Source organism: Sedimentibacter saalensis (assembly GCF_007830175.1).
GTDB classification, from domain to species: Bacteria; Bacillota; Clostridia; order Tissierellales; family Sedimentibacteraceae; genus Sedimentibacter; species Sedimentibacter saalensis.
On the sequence record NZ_VLKH01000001.1, the window covers coordinates 470,902 to 496,731 of the forward strand.

25 protein-coding genes, 2 tRNA genes, 1 riboswitch and 1 other annotated feature are annotated in these 25,830 nt (G+C 35.8%); of the genes, 11 read left to right on the forward strand and 16 right to left on the reverse strand.

The window, feature by feature from the left end:
- Nucleotides 1-110: 110 nt before the first annotated feature.
- Together LY60_RS02105 and LY60_RS02110 are read right to left on the reverse strand one after the other, a co-directional pair.
- Nucleotides 111-1,412, reverse strand: a complete 1,302-nt coding sequence (locus tag LY60_RS02105; RefSeq protein ID WP_145079328.1) for a hybrid sensor histidine kinase/response regulator — start codon at nucleotides 1,410-1,412, stop codon at nucleotides 111-113.
- Between the two features lie 172 nt (nucleotides 1,413-1,584).
- Nucleotides 1,585-1,660 (reverse strand) — tRNA-Lys (locus LY60_RS02110).
- 212 nt (nucleotides 1,661-1,872) lie between these two features.
- Between LY60_RS02110 and LY60_RS02115 the strand changes: the two genes are divergently transcribed.
- A complete protein-coding gene (locus tag LY60_RS02115) occupies nucleotides 1,873-3,117 on the forward strand; it encodes a pyridoxal phosphate-dependent aminotransferase (RefSeq protein WP_145079331.1) in 1,245 nt (414 codons plus the stop codon).
- A 144-nt stretch (nucleotides 3,118-3,261) separates the two neighbouring features.
- Here the strand turns inward: LY60_RS02115 and LY60_RS02120 are convergent, their stop codons facing one another.
- The 4 genes from LY60_RS02120 to LY60_RS02135 all read right to left on the reverse strand — a co-directional run bounded on the left by LY60_RS02120 (nucleotide 3,262) and on the right by LY60_RS02135 (nucleotide 7,490).
- Entirely contained in the window at nucleotides 3,262-4,641 is a 1,380-nt protein-coding gene (locus LY60_RS02120) for an MATE family efflux transporter (RefSeq protein ID WP_246145343.1), read from the reverse strand.
- 251 nt (nucleotides 4,642-4,892) lie between these two features.
- Nucleotides 4,893-6,146, reverse strand: coding sequence for an argininosuccinate synthase (locus LY60_RS02125; protein ID WP_145079334.1), 1,254 nt, complete (start codon nucleotides 6,144-6,146; stop codon nucleotides 4,893-4,895).
- A 188-nt stretch (nucleotides 6,147-6,334) separates the two neighbouring features.
- Nucleotides 6,335-6,541, reverse strand: a binding site (T-box leader).
- A gap of 266 nt (nucleotides 6,542-6,807) precedes the next feature.
- A complete protein-coding gene (locus LY60_RS02130) occupies nucleotides 6,808-7,242 on the reverse strand; it encodes a thioesterase family protein (protein WP_145079337.1) in 435 nt (144 codons plus the stop codon).
- A 175-nt stretch (nucleotides 7,243-7,417) separates the two neighbouring features.
- Nucleotides 7,418-7,490 (reverse strand) — tRNA-Val (locus LY60_RS02135).
- Nucleotides 7,491-7,775: 285 nt separating this feature from the next.
- Between LY60_RS02135 and LY60_RS02140 the strand changes: the two genes are divergently transcribed.
- The 3 genes from LY60_RS02140 to LY60_RS02150 are packed head-to-tail and all read left to right on the forward strand — an operon-like array spanning nucleotide 7,776 to nucleotide 11,690.
- Nucleotides 7,776-9,563 carry an ABC transporter ATP-binding protein gene (locus LY60_RS02140; protein ID WP_145079341.1) on the forward strand — a complete coding sequence of 596 codons (1,788 nt, stop codon included), beginning with the start codon at nucleotides 7,776-7,778 and terminating at the stop codon, nucleotides 9,561-9,563.
- Between the two features lie 8 nt (nucleotides 9,564-9,571).
- Nucleotides 9,572-11,383, forward strand: coding sequence for an ABC transporter ATP-binding protein (locus LY60_RS02145; protein ID WP_246145344.1), 1,812 nt, complete (start codon nucleotides 9,572-9,574; stop codon nucleotides 11,381-11,383).
- Nucleotides 11,384-11,405: 22 nt separating this feature from the next.
- Nucleotides 11,406-11,690 (forward strand): putative quinol monooxygenase, encoded by a 285-nt coding sequence (locus LY60_RS02150; protein WP_145079347.1) that lies wholly within the window; start codon nucleotides 11,406-11,408, stop codon nucleotides 11,688-11,690.
- Between the two features lie 329 nt (nucleotides 11,691-12,019).
- On the opposite strand, the gene thiT is transcribed toward LY60_RS02150, so the two are convergent.
- Both thiT and LY60_RS02160 read right to left on the reverse strand, forming a co-directional pair.
- Nucleotides 12,020-12,649 carry an energy-coupled thiamine transporter ThiT gene (gene thiT, locus LY60_RS02155; protein WP_019230256.1) on the reverse strand — a complete coding sequence of 210 codons (630 nt, stop codon included), beginning with the start codon at nucleotides 12,647-12,649 and terminating at the stop codon, nucleotides 12,020-12,022.
- 37 nt (nucleotides 12,650-12,686) lie between these two features.
- A riboswitch (TPP riboswitch) is annotated at nucleotides 12,687-12,777 on the reverse strand.
- A 144-nt stretch (nucleotides 12,778-12,921) separates the two neighbouring features.
- Nucleotides 12,922-13,164 carry a hypothetical protein gene (locus LY60_RS02160; RefSeq protein ID WP_145079350.1) on the reverse strand — a complete coding sequence of 81 codons (243 nt, stop codon included), beginning with the start codon at nucleotides 13,162-13,164 and terminating at the stop codon, nucleotides 12,922-12,924.
- Between the two features lie 412 nt (nucleotides 13,165-13,576).
- Here LY60_RS02160 and LY60_RS02165 point away from each other — a divergent pair, with 412 nt between their 5' ends.
- From LY60_RS02165 to LY60_RS02180, 4 genes are all read left to right on the forward strand, one after another.
- Nucleotides 13,577-13,837 (forward strand): hypothetical protein, encoded by a 261-nt coding sequence (locus LY60_RS02165; protein ID WP_145079353.1) that lies wholly within the window; start codon nucleotides 13,577-13,579, stop codon nucleotides 13,835-13,837.
- 289 nt (nucleotides 13,838-14,126) lie between these two features.
- The gene (locus LY60_RS02170) at nucleotides 14,127-14,321 is read left to right on the forward strand and encodes a spore coat associated protein CotJA (protein WP_198018525.1); all 195 of its coding nucleotides are present in this window, start codon (nucleotides 14,127-14,129) and stop codon (nucleotides 14,319-14,321) included.
- Nucleotides 14,322-14,324: 3 nt separating this feature from the next.
- Nucleotides 14,325-14,600 carry a spore coat protein CotJB gene (locus LY60_RS02175; RefSeq protein WP_145079359.1) on the forward strand — a complete coding sequence of 92 codons (276 nt, stop codon included), beginning with the start codon at nucleotides 14,325-14,327 and terminating at the stop codon, nucleotides 14,598-14,600.
- 30 nt (nucleotides 14,601-14,630) lie between these two features.
- Nucleotides 14,631-15,203: a manganese catalase family protein gene (locus LY60_RS02180; protein ID WP_145079362.1), complete on the forward strand. Its 573-nt coding sequence runs from the start codon at nucleotides 14,631-14,633 to the stop codon at nucleotides 15,201-15,203.
- 200 nt (nucleotides 15,204-15,403) lie between these two features.
- On the opposite strand, the gene LY60_RS02185 is transcribed toward LY60_RS02180, so the two are convergent.
- The 3 genes from LY60_RS02185 to LY60_RS02195 form a co-directional block, all read right to left on the reverse strand.
- The gene (locus LY60_RS02185) at nucleotides 15,404-15,883 is read right to left on the reverse strand and encodes a hypothetical protein (protein WP_145079365.1); all 480 of its coding nucleotides are present in this window, start codon (nucleotides 15,881-15,883) and stop codon (nucleotides 15,404-15,406) included.
- 347 nt (nucleotides 15,884-16,230) lie between these two features.
- Nucleotides 16,231-16,533, reverse strand: a complete 303-nt coding sequence (locus LY60_RS02190) for an AzlD domain-containing protein (protein ID WP_019230578.1) — start codon at nucleotides 16,531-16,533, stop codon at nucleotides 16,231-16,233.
- Nucleotides 16,530-17,216 carry an AzlC family ABC transporter permease gene (locus LY60_RS02195; protein WP_019230577.1) on the reverse strand — a complete coding sequence of 229 codons (687 nt, stop codon included), beginning with the start codon at nucleotides 17,214-17,216 and terminating at the stop codon, nucleotides 16,530-16,532. Before LY60_RS02195 ends, LY60_RS02190 begins: the two co-directional genes overlap by 4 nt.
- A gap of 179 nt (nucleotides 17,217-17,395) precedes the next feature.
- On the opposite strand from LY60_RS02195, the gene LY60_RS02200 reads away from it, so the two are divergent.
- From LY60_RS02200 to LY60_RS02210, 3 genes are all read left to right on the forward strand, one after another.
- A complete protein-coding gene (locus tag LY60_RS02200; RefSeq protein ID WP_145079368.1) occupies nucleotides 17,396-18,226 on the forward strand; it encodes an AraC family ligand binding domain-containing protein in 831 nt (276 codons plus the stop codon).
- 10 nt (nucleotides 18,227-18,236) lie between these two features.
- Complete coding sequence (locus LY60_RS02205) at nucleotides 18,237-18,659, forward strand: DUF2000 domain-containing protein (RefSeq protein ID WP_145079370.1); 423 nt, start codon at nucleotides 18,237-18,239, stop codon at nucleotides 18,657-18,659.
- 126 nt (nucleotides 18,660-18,785) lie between these two features.
- Entirely contained in the window at nucleotides 18,786-20,483 is a 1,698-nt protein-coding gene (locus LY60_RS02210) for a M3 family oligoendopeptidase (protein WP_145079373.1), read from the forward strand.
- Between the two features lie 119 nt (nucleotides 20,484-20,602).
- On the opposite strand, the gene LY60_RS02215 is transcribed toward LY60_RS02210, so the two are convergent.
- The 5 genes from LY60_RS02215 to LY60_RS02235 form a co-directional block, all read right to left on the reverse strand.
- A complete protein-coding gene (locus tag LY60_RS02215) occupies nucleotides 20,603-22,003 on the reverse strand; it encodes a GntP family permease (RefSeq protein ID WP_145079376.1) in 1,401 nt (466 codons plus the stop codon).
- A 107-nt stretch (nucleotides 22,004-22,110) separates the two neighbouring features.
- Nucleotides 22,111-23,274 carry a UxaA family hydrolase gene (locus LY60_RS02220; protein WP_145079378.1) on the reverse strand — a complete coding sequence of 388 codons (1,164 nt, stop codon included), beginning with the start codon at nucleotides 23,272-23,274 and terminating at the stop codon, nucleotides 22,111-22,113.
- A 14-nt stretch (nucleotides 23,275-23,288) separates the two neighbouring features.
- Nucleotides 23,289-23,588 (reverse strand): UxaA family hydrolase, encoded by a 300-nt coding sequence (locus LY60_RS02225; protein ID WP_145079380.1) that lies wholly within the window; start codon nucleotides 23,586-23,588, stop codon nucleotides 23,289-23,291.
- Between the two features lie 13 nt (nucleotides 23,589-23,601).
- Entirely contained in the window at nucleotides 23,602-24,879 is a 1,278-nt protein-coding gene (larA, locus tag LY60_RS02230) for a nickel-dependent lactate racemase (protein ID WP_145079383.1), read from the reverse strand.
- A 230-nt stretch (nucleotides 24,880-25,109) separates the two neighbouring features.
- Nucleotides 25,110-25,784: a GntR family transcriptional regulator gene (locus LY60_RS02235; RefSeq protein WP_145079386.1), complete on the reverse strand. Its 675-nt coding sequence runs from the start codon at nucleotides 25,782-25,784 to the stop codon at nucleotides 25,110-25,112.
- Between the last annotated feature and the right edge of the window lie 46 nt (nucleotides 25,785-25,830).

Below are 25,830 nucleotides of genomic sequence, written 5' to 3' on the forward strand. Positions count from 1 at the left end.
CCGAAATATTGTTAAGTTATCTTAACAATACCGAACAAAATAGGTTTTTTTATAACAATTGAAAAAAAGCGGCCAGAAAAGTATAACTTCCCATTGCCGCTTCGTATACATTACATGTAAATTTTAGCTATTTGTGTAGATAAATCCTCATATGTAAAAGGTTTCTCTATTATAACCGCTCCTTTTCTTGTAAGCTCTTCATAATCTGTCTGCCTTGCATAGCCTGTTATAAAAATTGCAGCAGCATCCTTCTTTTTTATCTGCATGCGTTCGTATAGTTGTCTTCCTGTCATTACAGGCATAGATATGTCAATTACGGAAAAAGCAATGTTGTTGCAGTTTGAATTGTAAAACTCCAGAGCTTTGGCTGGTTCGCTGAACTTTACAACATCATAGCCCAAATCTTCAAGTATTTCCGTTTCCACATCAAGAACATTTATGTCATCATCCACAAGCATTATTATGTTGCTGTTGAGATCCCTCTCAGTTTCACTTTTTGTTTTTTCCTTCTTTACATAGACAGGCAGGAATATTTCAAAAAGTGTACCTATGTCATGCCTGCTCTGAACATTGATATAGCCTGAATGGGATTTTACTGTTCCAAAAACAACAGACAGACCAAGCCCTGTTCCCTTTGTTTTGTTTTTGGTTGTGAAATAGGGCTCAAAAATGCGGTTGAGCACTTCCTCTTTAATTCCCTTGCCGTTGTCTTCCACATATACTTTGATATAATTTCCCGGCTTTATCATTTCTCCGTGGCTAAGAACCGTTTCAGAAAATATGACTGTATCTTCTGCTCCGATTTTAATTTTTCCAACAGAATCATCAAGAGCATCCTTTGAATTCAGTATGAGGTTTACAATCATGCTCTCAACCTGAGCCTCATCGCCGAGAATAACCTTGTTAGATGCCTGGTAGCTGTAGCTCAGTTCGATTTTCTTGTTCAATATTGATTCAACCATGTTGTATGTGTTATCCATGATGCTTTTTAAATTAACAGGCTTGTTTATACTGCTTTCTCTCTTTGAAAACATCAAAATCTTTTTCGTGAGATTTGCAGTACTTTGAGATATGTGAATTATTCTTTCCGCATATTCTCTTATTCTTTCAATATCGTCCGTCTTTTGAATCATTGTTGCATTTCCGATAATGCTCATGAGCTGATTGTTGAAATCATGAGCAATTCCTCCTGCAAGCTGGCCAAGTGCAGCCATCTTTTCGCTTTGATTTTTTGAATTCTGCTCACTGCATATCCTTGTTGTCTCGTCTTTTATGTCATTAATTAAAGAGTCATGTTCGTCGCTTACACTTGGTGATCCATTTTTAACATTTTTGTTCTTTGTTTCCTGATCGTTGCATCCCCTTGTTGATCCGTTCTTTTCGTTATTAATTCTTTCATCTTTAAGTAACATTTGTTCCCCTTCGCTTCGCTAAATTAAATTATTTTTACTCACTTATAAGAATATACAGTTTTTATAAAGCAGATTTTGTAGAAAAATGTTGAAAACAAAAATAAAAAAGAAAAAAATTTAGAAAAAAAAAGCAACATTCAACGTCGCTAAGATCGTCAAATGTTGTTTGTAATGGTGATCCATCGGCGATTCGAACGCCGGACACCTTGATTAAAAGTCAAGTGCTCTGCCTGCTGAGCTAATGGATCAAATTAATTTTTTTTGAGAACTTTTATATAATAACAATATTGTTCTTTCTTGTCAACTACTTTTTCATATTTTTTTAATAAATTATATTATGCAATTTTAGTATTTTAGCTTTTAAAGTAATTAAAAGCTTCTATTTTGCTTAATCATTATCATTGACTTATATTTTTTATAATGTTAGAATTAACAAAATAATAATTAATGAGGTGATGTTATGTCATTTAAAATGGTTGCTGATCATGCTGTATGGCCGCTGGAAAATGATGCTATCTTTGGACTGGCTGCTAAAGCAAAAGAAGCAATTGAAAAATACGGCAAAGACAATGTTATCGATTCTACTCTCGGAGCATTGGTTGACGACGATGGAAATCTTATATGTCTCGAAACAGTATATAGTGAATTAAAATCTTTACCAAATGCAGACATAGCTGCCTATGCACAAGTTGCTGGTCAGCCCGACTTCCTTGAAGCTGTTCAGGATGCATGCTTTAAGGGATACAAACCTGACGCTTACATAAAAGCAGTGGCAACACCGGGAGGAACAGGCTCTGTAAGACACGCTATCTGGAATTACACTAATCCTGGAGATTCCATATTGGTATGCGACTGGTTCTGGGGTCCTTATGTTACAATCTCTGAAGAATTCGGAAGAACTGTGACAAATTATGAGCTGTTCAATGATAAGGGCGAATTTAACATAATATCATTTAAAGAAAAATTCGAAGAATTGCTGAAGAAGCAAAAAAGACTTGTTACAATAATCAACACTCCGGCAAACAATCCTACAGGATACAGCCTTTCTGATGAGGAATGGGATGAAGTTTTAAACATTGCCAAAGAAAATGCAAAGGATCCTGAAAACAAAATAATAATAGTTGTAGACTCAGCTTACATCGACTATGCGGGAATTGGAAATGAAAGAAGAAAGTTCTTCACAAAATTCAGCCATCTTCCGGAAAACATATTTGTAATGGTGGCATACAGCATGTCAAAGGGATACACAATGTATGGAATGAGATCAGGTGCTGCAATAGGAATATCTTCAAGCGAAGATGTTGCAAATGAATTCTACTATTCAGCAATGCATGCAAACAGAGCAAACTGGTCAAACGGAACAAGAGCGGCAATGTCAGTAATGACAAACATCGCAAAGGATCCTGCAAAGACTAAGGCATATGAAGACGAAGTAAATTCTACAAAGACAATGCTCAGAAAACGTGCTGATGCATTTGTGGAAGGAGCAAAGGAAGCCGGTCTTGAAATACTTCCTTACAGAGACGGATTTTTCGTAAGCATACCTTGCAGCAACGCAAAGAAAGCTTCAGAAGAATTGATTAAAGAAAACTTGTTTGTTGTAGCCTTGAAAAAAGGACTGCGTTTTGCAGTATGTGCTGTTTCAGAAGAAAAGTGCAGAGTTTCACCGGCAAAGATAAAAAGAGTGCTTGACAATCTTAAATAAATGAAATGGGCTGTTACATTAAGTATATTCATGTCATCCTGAGCGAGCGAAGGATCTCATCTTTTGAATTTCTGAGATTCTTCGGGCTAAAGCCCTCAGAATGACACGATAATAATCACTGATGCAACAGTCCATTTTTTATTGTTATTCTTTTATAAGTTTTTGAGATTTTGTTTTCCACTTTCCTGAAAAATAATAAGGCCCGGATATTAAAATATACATGAGCCATCCTACTCCGTAGCTTAAAAACATGTACTCTTTTCCGTAGTTTGAAGCTATGAAATATGCAGCAGGAATTCTTCCAAGCCACAGAGATGTTATTGCGCCAACCATGGGAATAACAGATTCCCCTGCTCCCCTCATAACAGCATTAACTACAAACACTACTGCAAGCAATATGTAAAGAGGCATTACATTGTTCAAATAAATCATTCCTGCCGATATGACAGCAGGGTCCGAATTAAACATTCTCAATATAAACGGTCCTAAAGGAATTATGACAAGTGCAGCCAAACATACCAGAGCTGACATGCCCAATGTGGCAGTAAGACCCTTGTGCACTCTGTCCATCCTTCCGGCTCCTATATTTTGACCGGTATAAGTTGTAACAGCATTGCTGAAGCTCTGTATGGGCATGAATGCAAATGTGTCTATTTTGTTCGCAGCGTTAAATCCAGCCATAAAGTCTGAACCATAACTGTTTACAAGAGACTGAAGACTCATTATACCCATAGAAAACAACATTTGTTGAATTCCTGTGGGAAGACCAAGCTTTAGAATTTTTTTGAAAATCTCCTTATCAAAATAAAATTTCAATATCGAAAAGTTAAGCACTTCATATTTTTTTCTCATATATCGCAGGCCATACAGCCACGAAAATGCCTGAGCTATGATTGTAGCTATGGCAACCCCTGCAACTCCCCACTGAAACACAACTACAAATGCCAAATCCAGCACAATGTTCATTACAGTAGCTATTACAAGAAACAGCAGTGATGATTTGCTGTCTCCAAATCCCTGAAGAATACCTGAATTTATATTAAATCCAATGCTTCCTATAATACCGCCGAAAATAATCATCATGTATTGCTTAGCCAGTGGCAGAGTGTCAGCCGGTGTGTTTATCAAATTAAGTATGGGTTCGCACATTATAATTCCTATTATAGAAATTGGAATTGCTCCAACTATCATTGCAGTATAAATAGTCTGTGATGTTTTTCTTACATTCTCCATGTCCCCTGCGCCAACATACTGGGAAATAAGTATTGTGGCTCCAATACCAAGCCCTATGAACATGGCTGCCATCATGAATATTATGGGAAAGCCCGTCCCTACTGCTGCAAGTGCAACTTTGCCAACATAATTTCCTACCACTATGCTGTCAACCATGTTGTAAAGCTGTTGAAAAACATTTCCTATGAGCATTGGAAATGCAAAAGCCAGTATGAGTTTCACTGGATTTCCTTCAGTCATTGTTTTCATTGAAACTTCTTTAGAATTTTCACCTTTATTTTTTAACTCCACCCAATCACCTCCGTAATCAGTATAGTATACCACAATTTAATATAAATACAAATTACTAATATCCAAATTTTACAGATTTTTTCCATAAAAAAAGAGACTTCTCTCAGTATAACGACACCGTTAATTAATTCAACTATGTAGGGGAGGACCTCGTGTCCTCCCGTGGCTAGCCTCAATAGTTTGTGAAAAACCGGTTTGTCAATAATCCAAGAAAAATTCTCTCTCATTAATTAAATCTATTTATTTTGTTATTATTCTTTAAACGTGTAAACAACTTCTGTCGAACCATTCTTGCTGTTGTTCATTTCATTCAATGCCTGAATTTTGTATGGCAGACTGTACAAGTGGATGAATCCTGTAGCATCCTTCTGGTCATACAAATCACCAGTGCTGAAAGAAGAAATTGATTCGTTGTACAAAGCATATTTTGATGTCATTCCTGCAAACTTAATTGTGCCCTTGTAAAGTTTAAGTTTAACAGTTCCTGTCACATTTTTCTGAGTTATGTCAATGAATGCATCAAAAGCATCCTTAAGTCCGCTGAACCACATTGCATTGTATACAAGCTCTGCATACTTGCTGCTGATTGTTTCTTTAAAGTGGGCTGCTTCTTTTTCAAGCACGAAGCTTTCAAGGTATTTGTGAGCTTCAATAAGCAATGTTCCCCCCGGTGTTTCATAAATTCCTCTTGATTTCATACCAACAAGTCTGTTTTCAAGAAGGTCAATGACCCCTATGCCATGAGTTCCGCCTACTTTATTCAATGCCTTAAGCATATCTTCCCCGTTTAATTTTTCGCCGTTTAATTTGACAGGAATTCCCTCTTTAAATTCTATATCAACATATTCAGCCTTGTCAGGAGCCTTTTCAACTGTGTTTGTCATCATAAGCAATTCGTCAAAGTCTGGCTCATTAGCAGGATTTTCAAGCATTCCGCCTTCATGGCTGATGTGAAGTATGTTCTGGTCGCGAGAATAAATTCTCTTCTTTGTTATTCCGTTCAAATCAATTCCCTTAGCTTCTGCATAGTCAATTGCATCTTCTCTTGATGAAATATCCCAAATACGCCATGGAGCGATGATTTTTATGAAAGGATCCAGACTTGCAATGGCAGTTTCAATACGAACCTGGTCATTTCCCTTTCCTGTACAGCCGTGGGCAATGTACTTAGCGCCTTCCTTGTGAGCCACTTCAACAAGTTTTTTTGCTATCAATGGTCTTGCATAGGCAGTTCCCAGAAGATACTTGCCTTCATAAACAGCATTTGCCTTAATTCCCTTGTAAACATATTCTTCTACAAATTCATTTACCACATTTTGAATATAAACCTTGCTTGCACCTGAAGACAAAGCCTTGTTCTTTACAAATTCCATGTCGTCTTCCTGGCCTACATTTACACAGCATGCTATGATATCTAAATTATCGTAATTTTCTTTTAGCCAAGGTATAATAATTGATGTGTCCAATCCGCCTGAATATGCCAATACTACTTTTTCTTTTTCCATTTCTTCCATCCTCCGATTTTTAAATCTAAAATTTTTAATATTTGATGAAGCATAATTATTCGTTAGTTGATTTTTAATAAATATTAATTTCTTTTGTTGAGCGCCGTGTTCTCATTGTGTTTGACCTACCGCCATTCTTTCAGAAAACCGCTGAAACAATGGGGTTAGGGCATAAAAAAATCTGCTAATAAAGAGGCAGTGTTGTCACCGCGGTACCACTCTTTTTTAGACAGAATCGCTCTTTCATTTTAACGGTATTGAACCGTATTCTCATACTGCTACTTCTGAGAATCTTTTCATGGATTCTTTTCAATTAAATTTCACTGCCGAACTCACACTCTGTTCCGACTCGCTGATAGCTTTATTTAATTTACTCTTCCAATCATTAAATTATACATAATTGATGATTTTTATACGATTATATGATGCCGAATATGTTTTGTCAACCCTTATTTTAAAAATATTTTCAAAATTTATTATATTTATTCTACATTAAACATTTTACATAAAAAAAAGACGCTACGCGTCAGACTGTTGACAAACTCTGACGCTGTCATCCTGAACGATAGTGAAGGATCTCATCTTTACTGAAAACATGAGATTCTTCGGGCTACGCCCTCAGAATGACAACGTCAAAGGTTACTTTGTCATCAACCTAACGCTACGCGTCCATTTTAACTGTTAACCAATCTTTATATACATTTACTCTGCTTATTGCATCTTCAATAAGTTTTTCTTCCTTAACAATGGCTTTTTCTAATATACCGCTGCAGAATTCACCCTTGCAGTCATATCCTGTAAACGACATGCTCACTCGATTGTTTTCAATGCTTTCAACAGTCATTTTAAACATCACCTTTTCTCCTACCATTGTTGGATGCATGTGATTTGACTGAAAGTTAGTGACTACAGTCAAATAGTCAGAAGGAATAAATTTCTTCAGCATGATGCAAGATATTTCTATTACAGTTGCCAGCAATGAAGGCGTAGACATCAGGTTTTCTATTTTTACGGATTTTGTTATATACGAGTCTGCAGGGGTGACAACTTTTTCATATGTTGTAGACAATCCTACATTAATTTTATTTGTAATCATAAAACCTCCGAATGCAATAATTACTTTAATTTAATACTAGCAGATTCATAAATAAAATACAACAAATTTATTTTGATATTCAAATTATTTGTTGCATGAACCTTTTTTTCCTGAGGTTTTGTCATTACTTGCTGATACAAAAAATAAAAAAAGATGTTTTAAAAACATCTTTGAATGGGAACTATAGGGCTCGAACCTATGACCCCCTGCTTGTAAGGCAGATGCTCTCCCAACTGAGCTAAGCTCCCACGACAATGACAATGTTACCATACTTTTATTAAGTTGTCAATTAAATTTATGAAAATTTTTATTTTGCAATTTATGAAAATTTTTATTTTGCAGTAAAAGCATCGTTTGAAAATGTAAATTAAACCCCTTGTTTATAAAGAAATGCATTGCAGTTTGCAGCAATAAAATCTAAAAATATAAATAAAAATTTCAAAATTATGATAATTATCTTTAATACTGTAAAAAGTGCTAGGAATTACAATTAAAAATAGTATAATATAAATATATCATTTTTGGGGGAAGCAATGAAGACAGTAGCAAAAGAGAACAGACCTTCAGGTCTCATGAAGAGCAGTTACATACGCTCATTTTTCAAAAAGTATTTATTAAATTATATATTCGGAATAATAGCGCTGGTGATTGTGGATGTTGTACAGACAAGGGTTCCCATAATTGTCGGCGAAGTAATCGACGGTGTAGATCTTGGCAGCTTTGATGCTGCGTTTATTAAAAGCTCTATATTAAAACTATTTGCAATAGCAGGAACAATCTATGCAGGAAGAATTTTGTGGAGATACTTCATATTTGGAACATCCAGGAGCATTGAAAGAGACATCAGAAATGACATGTTCAGTCATCTTGAAAAAATGTCTGCCAGGTTTTATCATCAGCACGGCACAGGAGAAATCATGGCACACATGACAAACGACCTTGAGGCTGTAAGAATGGCCTTGGGCCCAGGCATACTTACTTTGTTTGACGTTGTTGCGCTTGGTTCAATCACAATTTACAACATGGTGACTGAAATCGATCCCCTGCTTACAGTTGCAGCTGTTATTCCGCTGTTGCTTATTGCAATTTCTGTCAGATTTATGGGAAGAGAGCTGCAAATCCGTTTCACAAAAAAACAGGAGTCATTTGCCGACTTATCCAATTATGTTCAGGAAAATCTGTCCGGTATTAAAGTCATCAAATCATTTGTACAAGAAAACAAATCCATCAGTTCCTTTGAAAAGTGGAACAAAAATTCATATGACAAAAATATAAAATTAAGTGTCATTCAAACACTCATGCATCCTTTCATGCAGATGATATCAGGCATTGCATTGGCTGTGGCCATTGGATACGGCGGCTATATCACCATAAAGGGCAGAATAACCATAGGAGAATTTTCTGCATTCATTCAGTACCTGGGCATGCTCGTATGGCCAATGATGGCAACAGGTATGACAATAAATCTTTTCAACACAGGAGCTGCTTCACTTGAGAGGGTTGAAAGAATCCTCAACGAGCCTGTGGAAATCAAAGATTCCATAACAACTTCAGCTTTAGACAATTTAACCGGAAACATATATGTAAAAAACCTCAGTTACAAGTATCCAGACACAGATAAAAATGTATTAAGCAATATCAGTTTCAGTGTTCAAAAAGGACAGACCCTTGGAATTATAGGAAGAACAGGAAGCGGCAAAACAACTCTTGTAAACCTCATGCTCAGAATTTTTGAGCCTGACAGAGGAACAATGTTCATAGGAAATAGTGACATCCTGGATATACCTCTTAATGTTCTTAGAAAAAACATAGGATATGTTCCTCAGGACAATTTCTTGTTTTCAGATACTATTGCCAACAACATTGACTTTGGAGCAAGAACCGGCAATATGGACAATATCATAGAAGCTGCAAAAAGTGCCGTTGTCCATGACAACATAATTGAGTTTAAGCACGGCTATGAAACACTTGTTGGCGAGAAGGGAGTTTCAGTTTCCGGAGGCCAGAAGCAAAGAATATCAATAGCCAGAGCATTGATAAAAAATCCTGAAATTCTTATACTTGATGATTCAGTGTCCGCCGTTGACACTGACACGGAAGAAAAAATACTCAAGCACATCAATGAAAACAGAAAGGGCAGCACAAACATCATAATTGCCCACAGAATTTCAACTATTCAGAATGCTGATGTCATCATTGTGCTTGACGAAGGTAAAATTGTTGAAACAGGAACTCACCAGCAGCTAATTCAGCAAGCGGGTCTTTATAATTCAATTTACGAAAAACAGCTTTTGGAAAAAATGCTGGAAGAACAAGAGTAGGGGTTATGATGAAAAACGACGATTTTGAAAAACCAAAAAAAATAGATAAAAATATTGCCAAGAGGCTTCTTAAGTACGCAAAGCCTTACATCTGGCAATTCGTGCTGGCTATTGCAATAATATTTGTAATAGTTGCAGTTGAACTTTACCAGCCGGTGCTCATTGGAGATGTGGTGGATAAATTTCTTTCCCGTTATTCAGGCACCCAGGCAAACACCGTGGATGCAGGAATAACTCAGCAGTCAAACATACAGGGAGTTATTAAAATAAGTTTAGCGTATTTGTCCACAGTGGCAGTTGTTTTTGTACTTGGTTATGCACAGGCAATGATACTTGCACGTGCAGGTCAAAAAATAATTTACAACATAAGAATGGAAATATTCACTCATTTAAACGATCTTTCCATAAGTTTCTTCAACAAAAACCCAATAGGAAGGCTTGTGACAAGAGTTACCAACGACACAGAAGCATTAAATGAAATGTATACCAGCGTAATTGTCAACATTTTAAAAAGCCTGTTTGTATTAATAGGCGTGGTAATTACCATGTTTAATTACAACGTAAAACTTTCATTGCTGACTTTCACCGTCATTCCTTTTATTGCAGTGTTCACATTTGCTTTTGAAAGTGCTTCAAAGAAAATATACAGGGAAATAAGAAGCAAAATATCAGCATTAAATGCCTTCATATCAGAACATGTTTCCGGCATGAAAATAGTACAGATATTTGCTGTTGAAAATGAAATATTTCACAAGTTCAAATCTGAAAATGAGAAATTAAGAAAAGAAAACATAAAACAACTTTTTGCATTCAGCATATACAATCCAACAAACTACCTCATGAACATAACAGCCATTTCAATTCTTTTGTGGTTTGGAGGAAAAATGGTAATGGAAGGCGTTGTATCCATAGGAACCATAGTTGTTTTCCAGAGATACATAAGCAAGTTTTTCGAGCCAATACAGGAACTGGCCGAACAGCTTAACATAGTCCAGTCAGCAATGGCTGCTTCTGAAAGAATTTTTGGACTCATGGACGAAGTTCCCGAAGTAATGGACAGCGAAAATGCAGTTGAAGTTGAGAGCTTCAAAGGAAGCATTGAGTTCAGGAATGTTTGGTTCTCCTACAAGGAAGACGAGTGGATATTAAAAGATGTGTCCTTTAAGGTAAATCCAGGTGAAAGTGTTGCATTTGTAGGTGCTACCGGAGCAGGCAAAACAACAATTCAAAACCTGATCTGCAGATATTATGACATTCAAAAGGGAGATATTTTCATAGACGGAATAAATATTAAGGATATTAAGGTTTCAGATCTGAGGAAAAACATAGGACAAATGCTGCAGGATGTATTCCTGTTTTCAGGAGACATAAAAAGCAACATAAGGCTGCAGAATGATACTATCACAGATGAAGAAATAATTGAAGCTTCAAAATACGTAAATGCTCACAGCTTCATCTCAAAGCTTCCCAACCAATACGACGAGCATGTAATAGAAAACGGCGCAGCATTTTCAGCCGGTCAAAGACAGCTGATTTCATTTGCAAGGACTCTTGCCTTCAAGCCTGACATATTGATACTTGATGAAGCAACAGCAAACATAGACACAGAAACTGAGGTTCTCATACAGGATGCTTTGAAAAAGCTCATGAAAGGAAGAACAACCCTAATAGTTGCACACAGACTTTCCACTGTTCAAAACTCAAGCAAAATAATAGTGATGCACAAGGGTGAAATAAGAGAAGAAGGAACGCATCAGGAACTGCTGTCCAACAAGGGAATTTACTACAAGCTATACAAGCTCCAATATGAGCATGCATAAAATAAATATTATGGAGGTTATTATGATTAAAGTAGTGGCAAAAGGTGTTTATCTGGAAGGAAAAACAGACGAAGCAATTGCATTGTACGATGAAATGGTGAAAGAAACAAGAAACGAACAAGGATGCATAGCTTACAATTTGTTCAGAGACAAGGACAACAAGGATATTTTAACCATGATAGAAGAGTGGGAAAGTGTTGAAGCCTTGGAAGCACACAAAAATTCAGAACATTTCACAAGAATAATCCCAAAGATAGCAAGACTTCGAAAAAGTGCCGAGCTCAATGTATACGAGCTGATTTATTAATAATCTAGTAAAAATAAAAATGACATCTGTAAAAGATGTCATCATACTATTGACAAACTTGAAATTAACCAACTGTAGGGGCGGACCTCGTGTCCGTCCGTATTGATAATTCAATAATTTTGGTATTTTCGGGAGGGCACGAGACCCTCCCCTACATACTGGAATGAAAAAATAACCGAATCATTGCAAAGTGGTTTAATTTATCAAGATGTAGGGGCGGACCTCGTGTCCACCCGAGTTATTAATTCAATAACTTTGTTGTCTTAGGAAGGACTAGACCTACCCCACATCATTGAAACAAATTTGATAACACCTAAAGACGTCATTTTTTATTCCTGCTTATACTTTTCAAAAAACTGCCTTACTTGTGGAATCAGCAAAATTGCAACTGTTGCAACAGCTTCTGGCAGCATGTATGTCATGTTGTAAAAAAATGACCATGACACAGCACTGAATCCTTCGGCAGCATACATTCCCCAGAATATGATTCCAGAAACAACAGTTACAAGGTATCTTCCAAGAACTCCAACCAGGTATCCTGTTATCATTCCTTGTTTTGTCTCTCTCAGTATTGCTCCAATTCCAATGGCTCCAAAAGCCAATGGGTAATCCATGAATATTTGTATAGGGTGAATAACGTAAGGATTGATAACCAGATCCAAAAGGCCATAAGCCATTCCTGCAAGAATTCCCTGCCTTGGTCCAAACAAGTAACCTACCAAAAACAGTGCAAACATGCTGAACGCAGTTATTGAACCTCCCTGAGGCATTCTGAACAATGTCACTTGATTTAACACAAATGCTACTCCCATCAATATTGCTGACTTAACCAGTACAGACACGTCGTTCTTTTTCTTGCTTGATCTCATTATTAAAACCAACAGCAAAAATATTGTTGCTACTGTCAGAACCTGTCCCGGAACAGATTCAAAAAATGATTGTAATGCTTCTTCTGACATAAAAAAACCTCCCTTTTTCGCGGGGAGGGGGCTAAACTATGCTTTACGGTCGTCTTCCTTTCGCCGGTACTAACCGGATCAAGTTTTGAGGGTAAATTCTCAGCATTTAAGCTCCCCTAGCGAATTACTTTTATTTGTATCATATTATACCACGTTAAACTCAAATTTCAATAGTTAAATTACTTAGCCTTTTTACAACATAAATTACTTAGCCTTTTTACAATAAAATAAAAAGTAGGTTGTTGTCCTGACAAACAACAACCTACCTTGTGTTAAAAGAAAAATCGCCAGAAAAAAAACCATAATGGAAAGTCAAAGTCAAAATCAAAATCACGTCTTCTTCTGTCATATCTTCTTCTATCAAAGTCAAAGTCACGTCTTCTTCTGTCATAGTCATAGTAACGTCTTCTATCATAGTCATAGTCACGTCTCATATCAAATCTGTTCATGCTCACATCATTATCATTGATATCCATGTTGTATATAGGATAATCATTATTAAAATCATTATTCAAATTATATGCTCCTTTCATTCAAAATTTACATAACAAATATTTATGAACTACTTTTATAAGTTTAATACAGTAATATATGTAAAAGTATATATTTTGACACAAATTACAAAATAAATGTAAAATTATATAAAATATTGTGGCATAGATATATATATTATCAAATCATGAGAGTATTTTTAATTTAATTTATTGGAAATGATGATTTGATGATCACTTTAAATGTACAAATAAATTGCTTGAATATCTTTCGGAGAAAACAATAACCAGTAATATTCCACCGATATTATGTAGACAAAAAATACATTTACCCCATTAAATTCATATAAAGTACTAATAATAAGACATGTTTATCACATTTTTTTGGTTATAGAATATTTTAAAAATGAGCTTACCTAAAAAGGTGGTGATATTTATGAGTTATAGAAATTATGGTAATGTTGCTGGTACAACTGGCAGAAGATGTGATTGCGAATGCGTTTTTGAATGTTTACTAGAATTGCTCGAAGACGCACTTGAAGAAAATAATCATCATTGTCATCATAGAAATAATGATGTAGCTGGTACCGGTAGAAATCGAAATCGTCATCATAACTGCGACTGTGTTTTCGAGTGTTTAATAGAATTACTTGAAGACGCTTTAGAAGAAGACAACAACCACCATTGTCATAGATAGTTTTATATAAATTGGTCTACCATGGACGGGAATTCATCCCGTCCTATAATTATTTCTTGGACAATAAAAAAACTCTGGATTACCCAGAGCTCCTACTTACTATTATTCACCAATAGGGTCTTCAATTAAGGTAGTTACTCTAAATTCATATTCAACCCTTTTATTTGATTATTGATATATAAATGTGTATATACAATTTCAGCAAACAAGTCACTTATCGCTTCTTAATGAATAATATAATTATAGCTATCTATCGATAGAAGATATTCTTTAGAAAGGAATGAAGATTTTGATTAGAAAAGATTATGACAACTATATACCAATGGTGCCATATATGCCAGAAAACCCAATGGTAGGGTATGGTTATGTGCCTTATCAGATCAACCCAAGATATTTTAACAATATAAACGAAGCATTTGTTCAAGGAACAGTCTATCCGGACCTGGTGACTCCGTATTTAGAATTCATTCACGAAGGGGTGTAGAGTATGATGAATTATGAATCACATAAAGGAATGTCCCGCCAGCAGCAAGCAATGCTCTTGGATATTCAGAAATTAAATTTTGCTGTAACTGACCTTGCCTTATATCTAGCTACTCATCCTAACGATCCTGTTGCCCTCTACAGACATCATGAGTATGCTACACATCTTAAGCAGTATCGTGAAGCATATGAAGCTGAATACGGCCCGCTGTGCAACATGAATCCAGAAATGGGCGACACATGGCGTTATATAAACAGCCCATGGCCCTGGGAAATGTAAAAATTCAATAGAAAGGAATGAATAGAGATTATGTTTGTTTATGATAAAAAGCTACAATACCCTGTAAGGGTTTCCAACAAAGATGTAAGAATGGCCAAGGCTGTTTTAAATCAATACGGCGGAGCTGACGGTGAAATGAGCGCAAGTATGAATTACCTCACTCAAAGATTCAGCATGCCTCTGAATGAAACAAAAGCTGTATTGACCGATATAGGCACTGAAGAGCTGGGCCATATGGAGATGGTGGCTACACTGTTTAAAAAATTAATACATGGTGCTACAAAAGACGAATTAATAGCAGCTGGCATGGGAGGATACTTTGCAAACCATGAAACATGTCCGTTCCTGGTAGATGCAGCTGAAGTTCCATGGGAAGCAAAATACACCCAGGCAAAGGGGGATCCTATAGCTGATTTGTACAATGACATGGCTGCAGAGCAAAAAGCAAGAGCAACATATGAAAACCTGATTCTTTTAACAGATGACCCTCTTGTAAAAGACACACTGAGATGGCTGAGAGAAAGAGAAATAGTTCACTTCCAAAGATTCGGCGAAGGCCTGAGACTCGTTGAAGAATACACCGCAAGCAAGAGATACTTCTAAGCACAAAAGTGTATTGACATCTGCAGATAAACTTGCAGGTGTCATTTATTTAAGTGAATACCTTTTTGATTTTAATTATTGCACAAAACCATTAAAAATTAATGGTTTTGTGCTAAGTTATATCGAAATTTATTGAGCGTTTTTCGCAGTCTGCCGTCCCCACTGTCTTAATACCTACATTTTTAACAGTATAGCTGATATCAATCTCGAGAGTTCATTTTAATATAAAGAAAAAAGTAAAAGAGCATACTAAGACTACCTACTAAATACCATCTCAGTCCTATAAAAAAACCGACAATACATAATACTAGCTGGATTACCAATAAACAAGTTTCATCCTTTAAAATTATTTGGTCTTTTTTATGGCTAATGTTAAAATGTTTTATAAACCATCGTATAATAATTTTATTCTCCGCAACAACCTCATTTAAGTTGAATTGTATATGAAACTCCATTAGCTTGACCGCCAAAATAAATATAAACGAAGCAGGAAATGCAGCTAAAAAAATATTATAGCTTTTCATATTATAAAATATATGGGAAAATTTATTTGTATCAGGGTTAATGATTATACGCGTAATATTTAATAATTGAAAAGCCATAGCCCAAAATGAAAATGCCCCACCTATAATTTTACGTATTTTTTCATTTTTAATTATATGTTTTCTTTCTCTTTTCACAATAAACTCTCTTTCTTTTCAGAGAAGTCAATTATAAATTTACAGACTTTTTCATAAAGACCCATTTAAAATACAAAGTTAGATCCATAAGCAGAGATTTAATTGCCAATTATATACCATTTTAATATACTTTTTCATAAAAATATGTCGAACTTTGTCTCGTAAGAGACAGCCTGAGATGTATGAAAAAGAAACAGTTCACTTCAAATGATTCGAGAAGGCTTGAGATTTATGTAAAAGTATTTAAAATATGAGATTCTTCGGCTGTGCCTCGAACGACGTCTTATCACCTGATAATACCTTGACAAGTGTTCAGTTTTTCACTTCAAATTATATAATATATTTTTCTACACCAACATATAAACAACAATATCAGATATTATTGCACCTACAACTACTAACATAATTGGCATTTTCAACCAGCTTAATATTACTGCTACGAAAGCACCAACAAGCCCGATTGCCATATTTCCTTCATCAACTGACAAAACCCCCGGGAAAATCAATGCGGCCATTGCCGTATAAGGAATAAGGCTCAAAAACTTCTCCATCTTTTTATTAAATCTAATTTTTTCAACCAGGACTGCAGGAAGCATTCGAGGTAAATATGTTACAATTCCCATTCCAATGATTAAAATTAATATCCTCATTCCATGCTCCTTTCCTCATCCTTTATTATGACCATCCCTATGCATGCACCTATTAAAATTGAAAAGATAAGTGCTGTGCTGGATGAAAAAAACATTCCAAACATGCTGTTAATGATTCCTGTAATAATTACAACTAAAAACAACTGCATATTTTTTCTAATATTAGGCATAAGTATTGCTATAAATGAAGCATAAAATGCTATTCCAAGGCTTTTAGAAATTGTATCAGGCAATACGCTAAGTGCGATACAGCCAATGGCCGTGGAGGTAATCCATGAAATACCGAGGACCACATTGATTCCAAATAAAAATATATCATCGTCCTCCCCTTCTTCACTCATGGAAAACAAGGCAAAAGATTCATCACACAACACATAAGCCAGGGCCATTTTTTTAAGCAGCCCCTTTTCTTTTAATCTGTTCATAACATATGTACTCATTATAAGGTGCCTGAGGTTAATTAAAAATGTTGCAAATATAATAGCCGGAACGGATGCTCCCTGAACAAGCATGCCTATGGACATAATCTGGCTTGCTCCGGCAAATACTATAATTGACATGAGTATTGCCTGCCATGATTCCAATCCTCCCTGCCTTGCTATAATTCCAAAAGAAATTCCAACCGGAATGACTCCCATACATATGGGCAGTCCTGTTTTTACTCCAGAAATAAATCGCTTCATGCTGTAAACTTCCCCTTTATCTTTAAATACATCTATTCTACTACACAAAAATTTACAACGCAATTTATATTTATCCGTTTTGTGATATAATGTTATTAAAAAATATAAGAAAAAGTCAATATTGTACAAGAGCCGTAAAACCCCTTGTGATATTCTTGTGTTAAAGAAAGGAGCATGTCATGGGACTTGATGAACGCACAGTTTGTTTTGACAGGGATTTGGAAGTTGAAGCCTACCGTTTTAAGGGTGTTATGCAGAAATTCCCAAATCATTTTCACGAATATTATGTAATAGGCTACATTGAAAGCGGCAAGCGCCGCTTGTCATGCAAGAATAATGAATACACCATAGGCGCAGGTGATTTGGTGTTGTTTAATCCTATGGAAAATCACACCTGCGAGCAAATAGACCAGAACACATTGGATTACAGATGTATCAACATAAAGCCTGAAATAATGAAAAGGGCTGTGCATGAAATTACAGGCAGGGAATATCTCCCTCAATTCTCGCAGCCTGTGGCATTTGACAGCGAACAGTCTTCTCTTCTTTGTGAACTTCATCAAAACATAATGGAAGAACAGGACGATTTCAAAAAAGAAGAAACATTCCTTTTTTTAATAGAACAGCTACTGGATGAATACACGCTTCCTTACTCTGAATCAATAGAATCATATCTTAATACGGAAATAAAGGAAGTATGCACATACATAGAAGAGCATTATGCAGAACATATCACCCTTGATGATCTAAGCAAAATCGCAAAAATGAACAAATACTCCCTGCTCAGATCATTCACCAGAATCATGGGTATCACTCCATACCGCTACTTGGAAACGGTGCGTATAAATGTCGCAAAAAAGCTGCTTGAAAATGGAACTGAACCAATAGAGGCTGCAATGGAAACAGGCTTCGTGGACCAAAGCCACTTTTCAAACTTCTTCAAGGAATTTATCGGACTTACTCCAAGACAATATAAAAATATTTTTACAAATAACAAAGATAGACATTAGAGAGGTAATTATGGAAAATCAAAATCAAAAATGCGTCATGGTAATAGATGAAGCACTACCCCTTGGGATTATATCAAATACAGCAGCAATAATGGGGATAACTTTAGGCAAGCAAATTCCTGATGCTGTTGGTTCAGATGTAATAGACAAGACAGGTAACTCTCACATGGGAATTATTGAAATTCCAGTTCCCATATTAAAAGGAAATCATTCAATGCTCAAGGACCTTCGAAGAAGGCTGTATGAGCCGGAATTTTCAGACTTAACTGTTGTTGACTTTTCAGATGTGGCTCAAGGCTGCAACACATATGATGATTTCACCAGAAAAATTTCAGGAGTTCCTGAAAGTGAGCTGAAATATTACGGAGTTGCTATTTGCGGAAACAAAAAGCTGGTTAACAAGCTAACAGGCAGCATGCCGCTGCTAAGATAACTGTCAGGATTCTCCCGACAGTTTTTTTATTTTTTTCAGGAAAAAATTATTAATTTTTACAAATATTATGTATTTTAAAACATTCCTGTGGTAATATAAATATATACTTAATTTCAGGAGGTTTTTATGAAATTTAACGACTATGAATATGTGCGCCCGGAAGTAGACTCAGTCAGGGCAAAGTTTTCATCACTTATAGAAAAATTCAACAATTCAGACAGCGCAGATGAGCAATATAACATAATAAATGAACTGAACGAAATATCAAAAAATGTGGACACCATGTTCAACTTGGCTTCAATAAGGCATTCCATCAACACTGCAGATGAATTTTACGACAAGGAAAATGAATATATGGATGAAGTTTCACCCATATTCAAAGGTTTGACCGTTGAATACTACAAGGCCCTTATAAATTCCAGATTCAAAGAAGAACTAAAGAAAAGAATTCCTCCTCAGTATTTCACCATGGCTGAACTTGAAATCAAATCATTTTCTGATGATGTAATTGCAGAGCTGCAGGAAGAAAACAGGCTACAGAGTGAATACGACAAGCTTGTTTCCTCAGCAAAGATAAATTATGACGGCAAGGTTTTGAACCTGTCTCAAATGCAGCCATACATGCAATCGGCAGACAGAAACATCAGAAAAGAATCATATGAAAAATACAGCGGATTCTTCAAGGACAACTTAGATAAGTTTGATGAAATTTATGACAAGCTTGTTAAAGTGAGAAACAAAATTGCTGTGAAGCTTGGATACAAGAACTTTGTGGAGCTGGGATACATCAGGCTTCACCGCTCAGAATACAATTCCAAAGATGTTGAAGGTTACAGAAACCAGGTACTTAAATACATAGTTCCGCTGACTGTAAATCTTAGAGAGCGCCAGGCAAAGAGACTTGGAATTGAAAACTTAAAATACTATGACAAGGATTTAATCTTTACAACAGGCAATGCCACCCCTAAAGGAAATACACAGTGGATGCTTGACAATGCTCAAAAAATGTATTCAGAGCTCTCAAAGGAAACCGGCGAATTTTTCAACTACATGGTTGAAAGCGACTTGTTTGACCTTGAGACAAAACCAAACAAACAATCCGGAGGATATTGCACATTCATTCAAAATTACAAATCTCCTTTTATTTTTGCAAACTCCAATGGAACATCCGATGATGTGGATACACTCACTCATGAGGCAGGTCATGCATTCCAGGTTTATGAAAGCAGGAACATAGAGTTCCCTGAACTCATATTCCCAACGCTTGAAGCATGCGAAATTCACTCAATGAGCATGGAATTCATAACATGGCCGTGGATGAAGCTGTTCTTTAAAGAAGATGAACTGAAATACAAATTTTCACATCTGTCAAAATCAATGCTGTTCATACCTTACGGCGTAACCGTGGATGAATTCCAGCACAAGGTTTATGAAAATCCGGAGCTGACTCCGGCTGAAAGAAGAGCTCTTTGGAGAGAAACAGAAAAGAAATATCTTCCATGGATTGACTATGAAGACAACCAGTTCTATGAAGAAGGCGGATACTGGTTCAGACAAGGTCACATATTTGATGATCCGTTTTACTACATTGACTACACGTTGGCTCAAGTCTGCGCTTTTCAGTACTGGATTAAATTCACATTTGAAGACAAAAAGAAGGCATGGGCAGATTATCACCACCTTTGCCAAATCGGAGGAAGCAAGCCGTTTCTTGAGCTTCTAAAAGAAGGAAACTTAAACAGTCCATTTGAAGATTCAACCATAGAGTCAGTAATTGAACCAATCAACAACTGGCTGGATTCTGTGGATGATTCTCTGCTGTAACAATATCCTTATAATTAATCAACATATGAACATAAAATAATCAGCCATGCGACTAAGTATGGCTGATTATTTTAGAGTAATATTTGCCTTTCAAAAATGCATCATAATAATTCTTTATATTATATAAAGCTATTAACTATTGCCAGCAAAACAGATCCAATTATCGGTATGATGATAGTTGCCACAGACCATGTTTTCAAACTTGTGTTTACATCTAGTCCACTGAAGTTTGTAACAACCCAGAAGTAACTGTCATTCATGTATGATGGACACATTGAAGTAATGCAAATCGCTAGACCTGCAATTATAGGATTCAATCCTAGAACAGGTACCATAGGTGCTATGATAGCACTTCCTGTAATCATTGCAGTTGTTCCAGAACCTTGAGGGAACCTCATCAATGTTCCTATCAATAGGGGAACCAATATTACAGGCATGTGCATATTCAATATTCCTTCAGCCATTATTTGTCCAATATTAGTTACCTTGATAACATTGCCAAGAGCACCACCAGCACCTGTTACAAATACAACCAACCCAGCATCTGCAAGTGCGCATTCCATGACTTTTCTCGCTGTCTTAGTATCCAAGTTTCTAGACAAAGCATAAACGGATATTAATATCGATATAAACAATGCAACAACAGGACTTCCAATCAAGCTGATTATTTGTTGAGCCGATCCTTCGATACCTGCAATTTTTGCAAAGGTATTCATAAGTATCAATAATATAGGTATAATTATAGTCAAGAAAGAAACAGTTGCATTCGGCAGCTTTTCAGTTGCTATTAGCTCTTCAAAATCTTTAGAAACCAACTCTTCTCCGGATTTTGTCTTTTGTGATATTCTATCCAATACCTTCAATTGCTCTTCTGTGTATTTAGTCTTATCAACAGTATCTTCCATTACAAAATCAGGATATTTTTTCCCAAACCACCTAAATATAAATATTGCAACTATGAATAAAGGAATTGCCATAAGCAAACCGGCTATAATAAATATTCCAACATCTATCCCTAAAGTTCCTGCTACAGCTAAAGGCCCTGGAGTCGGAGGTACAAGGAAATGTGTAAGATAAAGTCCCATACCTAAAATACCACCTAGTCCGACCATGGATTTTTTAGTAATACGTGAGAATTCCTTTGCAAGCTGTGACAAAATTATGAAGCCCGAATCACAAAATACAGGAATGGATACAAGAAAGCCCGAAAGTCCAAGCACAACATCTGCTCTTTTTACACCAACCAGCTTCAAAATGGTTAGAGCCATTTTTTTAGCTGCTCCGCTCCTTTCAAGAAAAGTTCCCATTATACATCCAAATCCAATTACTATACCAATGCTTGCAAGTGTATTACCGAATCCTGTTGTAGTAGCACTGATTGTATCGGCAGGTGTCAACCCGGACAATAAACCAATTGTTATAGCAGTTACGATAAGTGCAGGAAATGCGTGAATTTTTGTTTTGATGATTAAAAAAAGTAAAACAGCTATTCCTATCAATAATGCAATTATACCGTTCATAAAGAACCTCCATTTTATTTGTTGTTTTTAATATATTTTCAACAAAGAATGTTTGCTATTATACTTTTAATATTATACAACAGAATCATTCTTTGTTAAAAGAACAATTAGATTACTGGTCCTAACGTATAAATGTCAACTGCGCTGAAGTATTTGATTGTTTCATTCTTAGTTGTTTCTCCCGAAAGAATTTTAAGATATTTTGCAAAAGCTTCTTCTCCAACTTCTTCAATGCTTTTTTCGCCTAAAATTATCCTTCCGGCATTAATATCCATATCATTTTGCATATGGTTATAAGTTATAGGATTTCCGCATATTTTTAACACTGGCATTGTAGGAAATCCTTGTGGAGCTCCTCTCCCTGTTGAAAACAACATACACTGTGATCCTGTTATTGCCATACCCGTCAATATTTCTATTTCTCTGCCTGGAGTATCTTTTATCCATAATCCCTTGTGATTTGTTACCATGTCAGTATATTCAAGAACACCCTCAATTGGTCTTTTGCCTGACTTTACAATTGCTCCTAAAGACTTGTCTTCTATTGAGCTCAACCCGCCTTCAATATTTCCAGGTGTCGGTTGTCCCTTTCTCATGTCGCATCCCATTGATTTTGAACGTTCTTCCATTCTATTTACTATTTCAAAAATCTTTTCTCCAACTTCAGGAGTCCTTCCTCTCCTGGCAAGAATGTGCTCTGCTCCTATAAATTCAGTTGTTTCTCCAAAAATTACAGTACCGCCAAGATCAACAACCTTATCCGCAACATATCCTATGACACAGTTAGAAGCCAATCCAGATGTAGCATCAGAAGCACCACATTTAATGCTCATTATGGCATTTGAAATATCAACAGGTTCTCTTTGAAGACCAGAAATTTGTATTGCCAGTTTCTGTGCTGCATCAATTCCTGCAGCAATAGCCTTGCTTGTACCGCCTAGCTTTTGAATTTCTATTACTTCTACCGGTTTACCTGTTTTTGATATTTCCTTTACTAGTCTGTTTACATCTGTACCTTCACAGCCTAAGCTGACAATCAATACTGCGCCAGCATTAGGATGACATCCAATACCAATTAAAGAATCCGTAACCCTTTCAAGGTCTGGAGGTAGCTGGCAACATCCTTGATGATGATAAATACCTCTTGTATTGTCTGTATGTTGATTTATTGCCATAGCAACATCATTGGCACATACAACACTTGGAATTATGGCAACGTAATTTCTAGAGCCTACCTTGCCATTTTCCCTAACATATCCCATAAAATTCATATTTCTCACCTCTCTTAATTTTTATCTCCTCTGCTGCGTTGGCTGTCCAAATTGTGTATATGAACATGTTCTCCTACTACTATATCCATAGTAGCAACACCTATTTCTTCACCATATTTTGTGATAGGGGTACCTTTTTTTATTGGAACAATAGCAACCTTATGACCAAATGGAATATCTGATTTCAAAGTCAGCATTTCTGAATTTCCTTTATGGTCTCTTATTTCAATATCAGTGTTTTTCTCTAAGTTTTCAGAAAAAACCACAGCCACATTATCCTTTTCATTCACCTTTAATCCAATAACATTTTTCATATTGTCACCTCCTTTATTTTTTTACAGCAATTACAGACACTCCATCAGGAATCACAACTACTTTCGCATCATTTCCCTTAATAGAATATGCAATTGCTAATGCTTCATCTGGAGTAGAAGCTGGAATCATATTCAAACGTCTTACAAGATCAGGTTTCAAATAATCCGTTACCAAAATGATTTTATGTTTTAACATCATCTGCGAAAAAATTTGTGCACACCATTGCTCCGGAATTGTTTCTTTAGGTGGTATACTCATTAATCTCTCAAAAATCTCTTCTGAAGTTCCAGACAACATTAAATTTTCAAAATGAGTTCCTCCTATTCCATCTATGCATGAAGCTACTAAAATAATAACGCCGGAATCACCTGCACATACTTCAGCAGTAGAAGCAGCTTTTGGACTTTGGTATAAATTTTGATCCAACGGATATCCCCCTACAGAAGTAATTACAATATCTCCTGTCAATGCTGGAGCTTTGGATAAATCAGTAACAAATTCACATCCTTCTTCATGAGCCTTTTCTAAGTCGCCGGCAAATGAAGCAATTATTTCTTTTTTGCTGTTTAATGCAACATTCAAAATAAAATCTACCTCTATTTTTTTTGCAGCAGTCAGCATATCTTCATGAATTATATTACCCTTAATAATTCCACTTCTGGAATTTACTTCGGCAATTGCCCTTGATGAATGGTTTTCATTTACTGTCACAGCAGAACTGATTCCAGGCAATATACTCTTTCTGCCTCCTGAAAAACCTGCAAAGAAATGAGGCTCAATAAAGCCTTCTGTTACAAGCAGATCACATTCCAAAGCCAACTTGTTCACCGAGAAAGAAGCACCGGAAGGAAGTTGACAAACATATTGAAGCTGTGCATCATCAAACGCATTGTGAACTACTATTTTTTCACTATCAACTATTTCATCTCCAAACATGTTTCTCTGCTCTTCATCTGTTGTGGCTCTATGCAACCCCGTTGCAATTATTATTGTTATGTCCGCCTCAGGATTACCCTTCCTCACTTCACTCAGTAAAATTGGCAACGTAATCCTACTGGGCACACTTCTTGTGTGATCGCTTGTTACAATCAACACTTTTTTCTTACCTACAGATAGTTCTGAAAGTTTTCTTGATCCAATTGGATTTTCAAGTGACTCTAGAACAATTTCCTGCTGACTTTTATCAGTTTTAAATTCATGCATTTTATTTTCCAGAATACCTTTTAAGTTCTTGTCTTCAACCATAACATCTAGGTATCCTTTATAGTAAGGCAATTTAAATTTTATCAACTCTTTCCTCCTTGACAATTAATTAATGCTAAAAATCTTAATTATATAATTTACAAACGATCCAAACTTATTAAATTTTCAGCACTTTTCTTGATTGAATTTATTATGTATGGTGTATGATGTATACAATCTACACTTTAATAATAATACTAATAAAAACATATGTCAACATTATTTTTTTCATTTTTGCAAAAAAAACAGCCCCTTGTACAGGCGCTGTTCATTCGTTCTTACTGATTGCTTATGTTTAACGAATCTAGATATTCAATTATTACATCTCTTGCCAACTTAAGATGAATGTTATTATATTTCCAAGCTTTTTCGAAATTTCTTTCTTTGATTCCTTCAACTAATCCTCTATGTTCCTCAAGCGACTCCTTGAATCTGCCATCTCTGCTTAATGATATTGTTCTAAACGGTTGAAGCAAGGGATTAACATTATTTACCATGTTTGAAATTATTTCATTTCTGCTGATGGTAAAGAGCATGTTATGTAATTCTGCATCTAACTTGCAGTATTCCTTAACATCATTTTTATCATATTTCTTTTTCAACTTTGCATATATTTTATCCAACATTTCGAAATCTTCTTCTGTTGCAACTTCCACAGATTTCTCTATGGCGAACTTTTCCATAACCTCTCTAAATTCAAAAATATTGTATATGTCCTTTTTGCTTAATATTTTAACAAATACACCTTTATTTGGAATGTTTTCCAAAAGGCCTTCACCCACTAATTCTTTTAATGCTTCACGGACTGGTGATCTGCTGACATTTAAAATCTTTGCCAGCTTACTTTCCTGCAGCCATTCTCCCGGCTTTATTTCACCTGCTATTATTTTGTCTTTTATAATTTTATAAACTTGCTCTTTAATAGTTGGTAGTTTTATAACTTCATTATCCATTTTAAACTTCCCTTTTTCTTATGTAATATATCCCAATCATAACGAC

Coding starts and splice junctions, on each gene's coding strand:
- LY60_RS02180 (WP_145079362.1), top strand. CDS start 14,631: ATGTTTGTTTATGATAAAAAGCTACAATACCCTGTAAGGGTTTCCAAC.
- LY60_RS02130 (WP_145079337.1), bottom strand. CDS start 7,242: ATGATTACAAATAAAATTAATGTAGGATTGTCTACAACATATGAAAAA.
- LY60_RS02115 (WP_145079331.1), top strand. CDS start 1,873: ATGTCATTTAAAATGGTTGCTGATCATGCTGTATGGCCGCTGGAAAAT.
- LY60_RS02210 (WP_145079373.1), top strand. CDS start 18,786: ATGAAATTTAACGACTATGAATATGTGCGCCCGGAAGTAGACTCAGTC.
- LY60_RS02220 (WP_145079378.1), bottom strand. CDS start 23,274: ATGAATTTTATGGGATATGTTAGGGAAAATGGCAAGGTAGGCTCTAGA.
- LY60_RS02140 (WP_145079341.1), top strand. CDS start 7,776: ATGAAGACAGTAGCAAAAGAGAACAGACCTTCAGGTCTCATGAAGAGC.
- LY60_RS02235 (WP_145079386.1), bottom strand. CDS start 25,784: ATGGATAATGAAGTTATAAAACTACCAACTATTAAAGAGCAAGTTTAT.
- thiT (WP_019230256.1), bottom strand. CDS start 12,649: ATGTCAGAAGAAGCATTACAATCATTTTTTGAATCTGTTCCGGGACAG.
- LY60_RS02225 (WP_145079380.1), bottom strand. CDS start 23,588: ATGAAAAATGTTATTGGATTAAAGGTGAATGAAAAGGATAATGTGGCT.
- LY60_RS02105 (WP_145079328.1), bottom strand. CDS start 1,412: ATGTTACTTAAAGATGAAAGAATTAATAACGAAAAGAACGGATCAACA.
- LY60_RS02200 (WP_145079368.1), top strand. CDS start 17,396: ATGGGACTTGATGAACGCACAGTTTGTTTTGACAGGGATTTGGAAGTT.
- LY60_RS02165 (WP_145079353.1), top strand. CDS start 13,577: ATGAGTTATAGAAATTATGGTAATGTTGCTGGTACAACTGGCAGAAGA.
- LY60_RS02150 (WP_145079347.1), top strand. CDS start 11,406: ATGATTAAAGTAGTGGCAAAAGGTGTTTATCTGGAAGGAAAAACAGAC.
- LY60_RS02125 (WP_145079334.1), bottom strand. CDS start 6,146: ATGGAAAAAGAAAAAGTAGTATTGGCATATTCAGGCGGATTGGACACA.
- LY60_RS02205 (WP_145079370.1), top strand. CDS start 18,237: ATGGAAAATCAAAATCAAAAATGCGTCATGGTAATAGATGAAGCACTA.
- LY60_RS02175 (WP_145079359.1), top strand. CDS start 14,325: ATGATGAATTATGAATCACATAAAGGAATGTCCCGCCAGCAGCAAGCA.
- LY60_RS02145 (WP_246145344.1), top strand. CDS start 9,572: ATGAAAAACGACGATTTTGAAAAACCAAAAAAAATAGATAAAAATATT.
- LY60_RS02190 (WP_019230578.1), bottom strand. CDS start 16,533: ATGAGGATATTAATTTTAATCATTGGAATGGGAATTGTAACATATTTA.
- LY60_RS02195 (WP_019230577.1), bottom strand. CDS start 17,216: ATGAAGCGATTTATTTCTGGAGTAAAAACAGGACTGCCCATATGTATG.
- LY60_RS02215 (WP_145079376.1), bottom strand. CDS start 22,003: ATGAACGGTATAATTGCATTATTGATAGGAATAGCTGTTTTACTTTTT.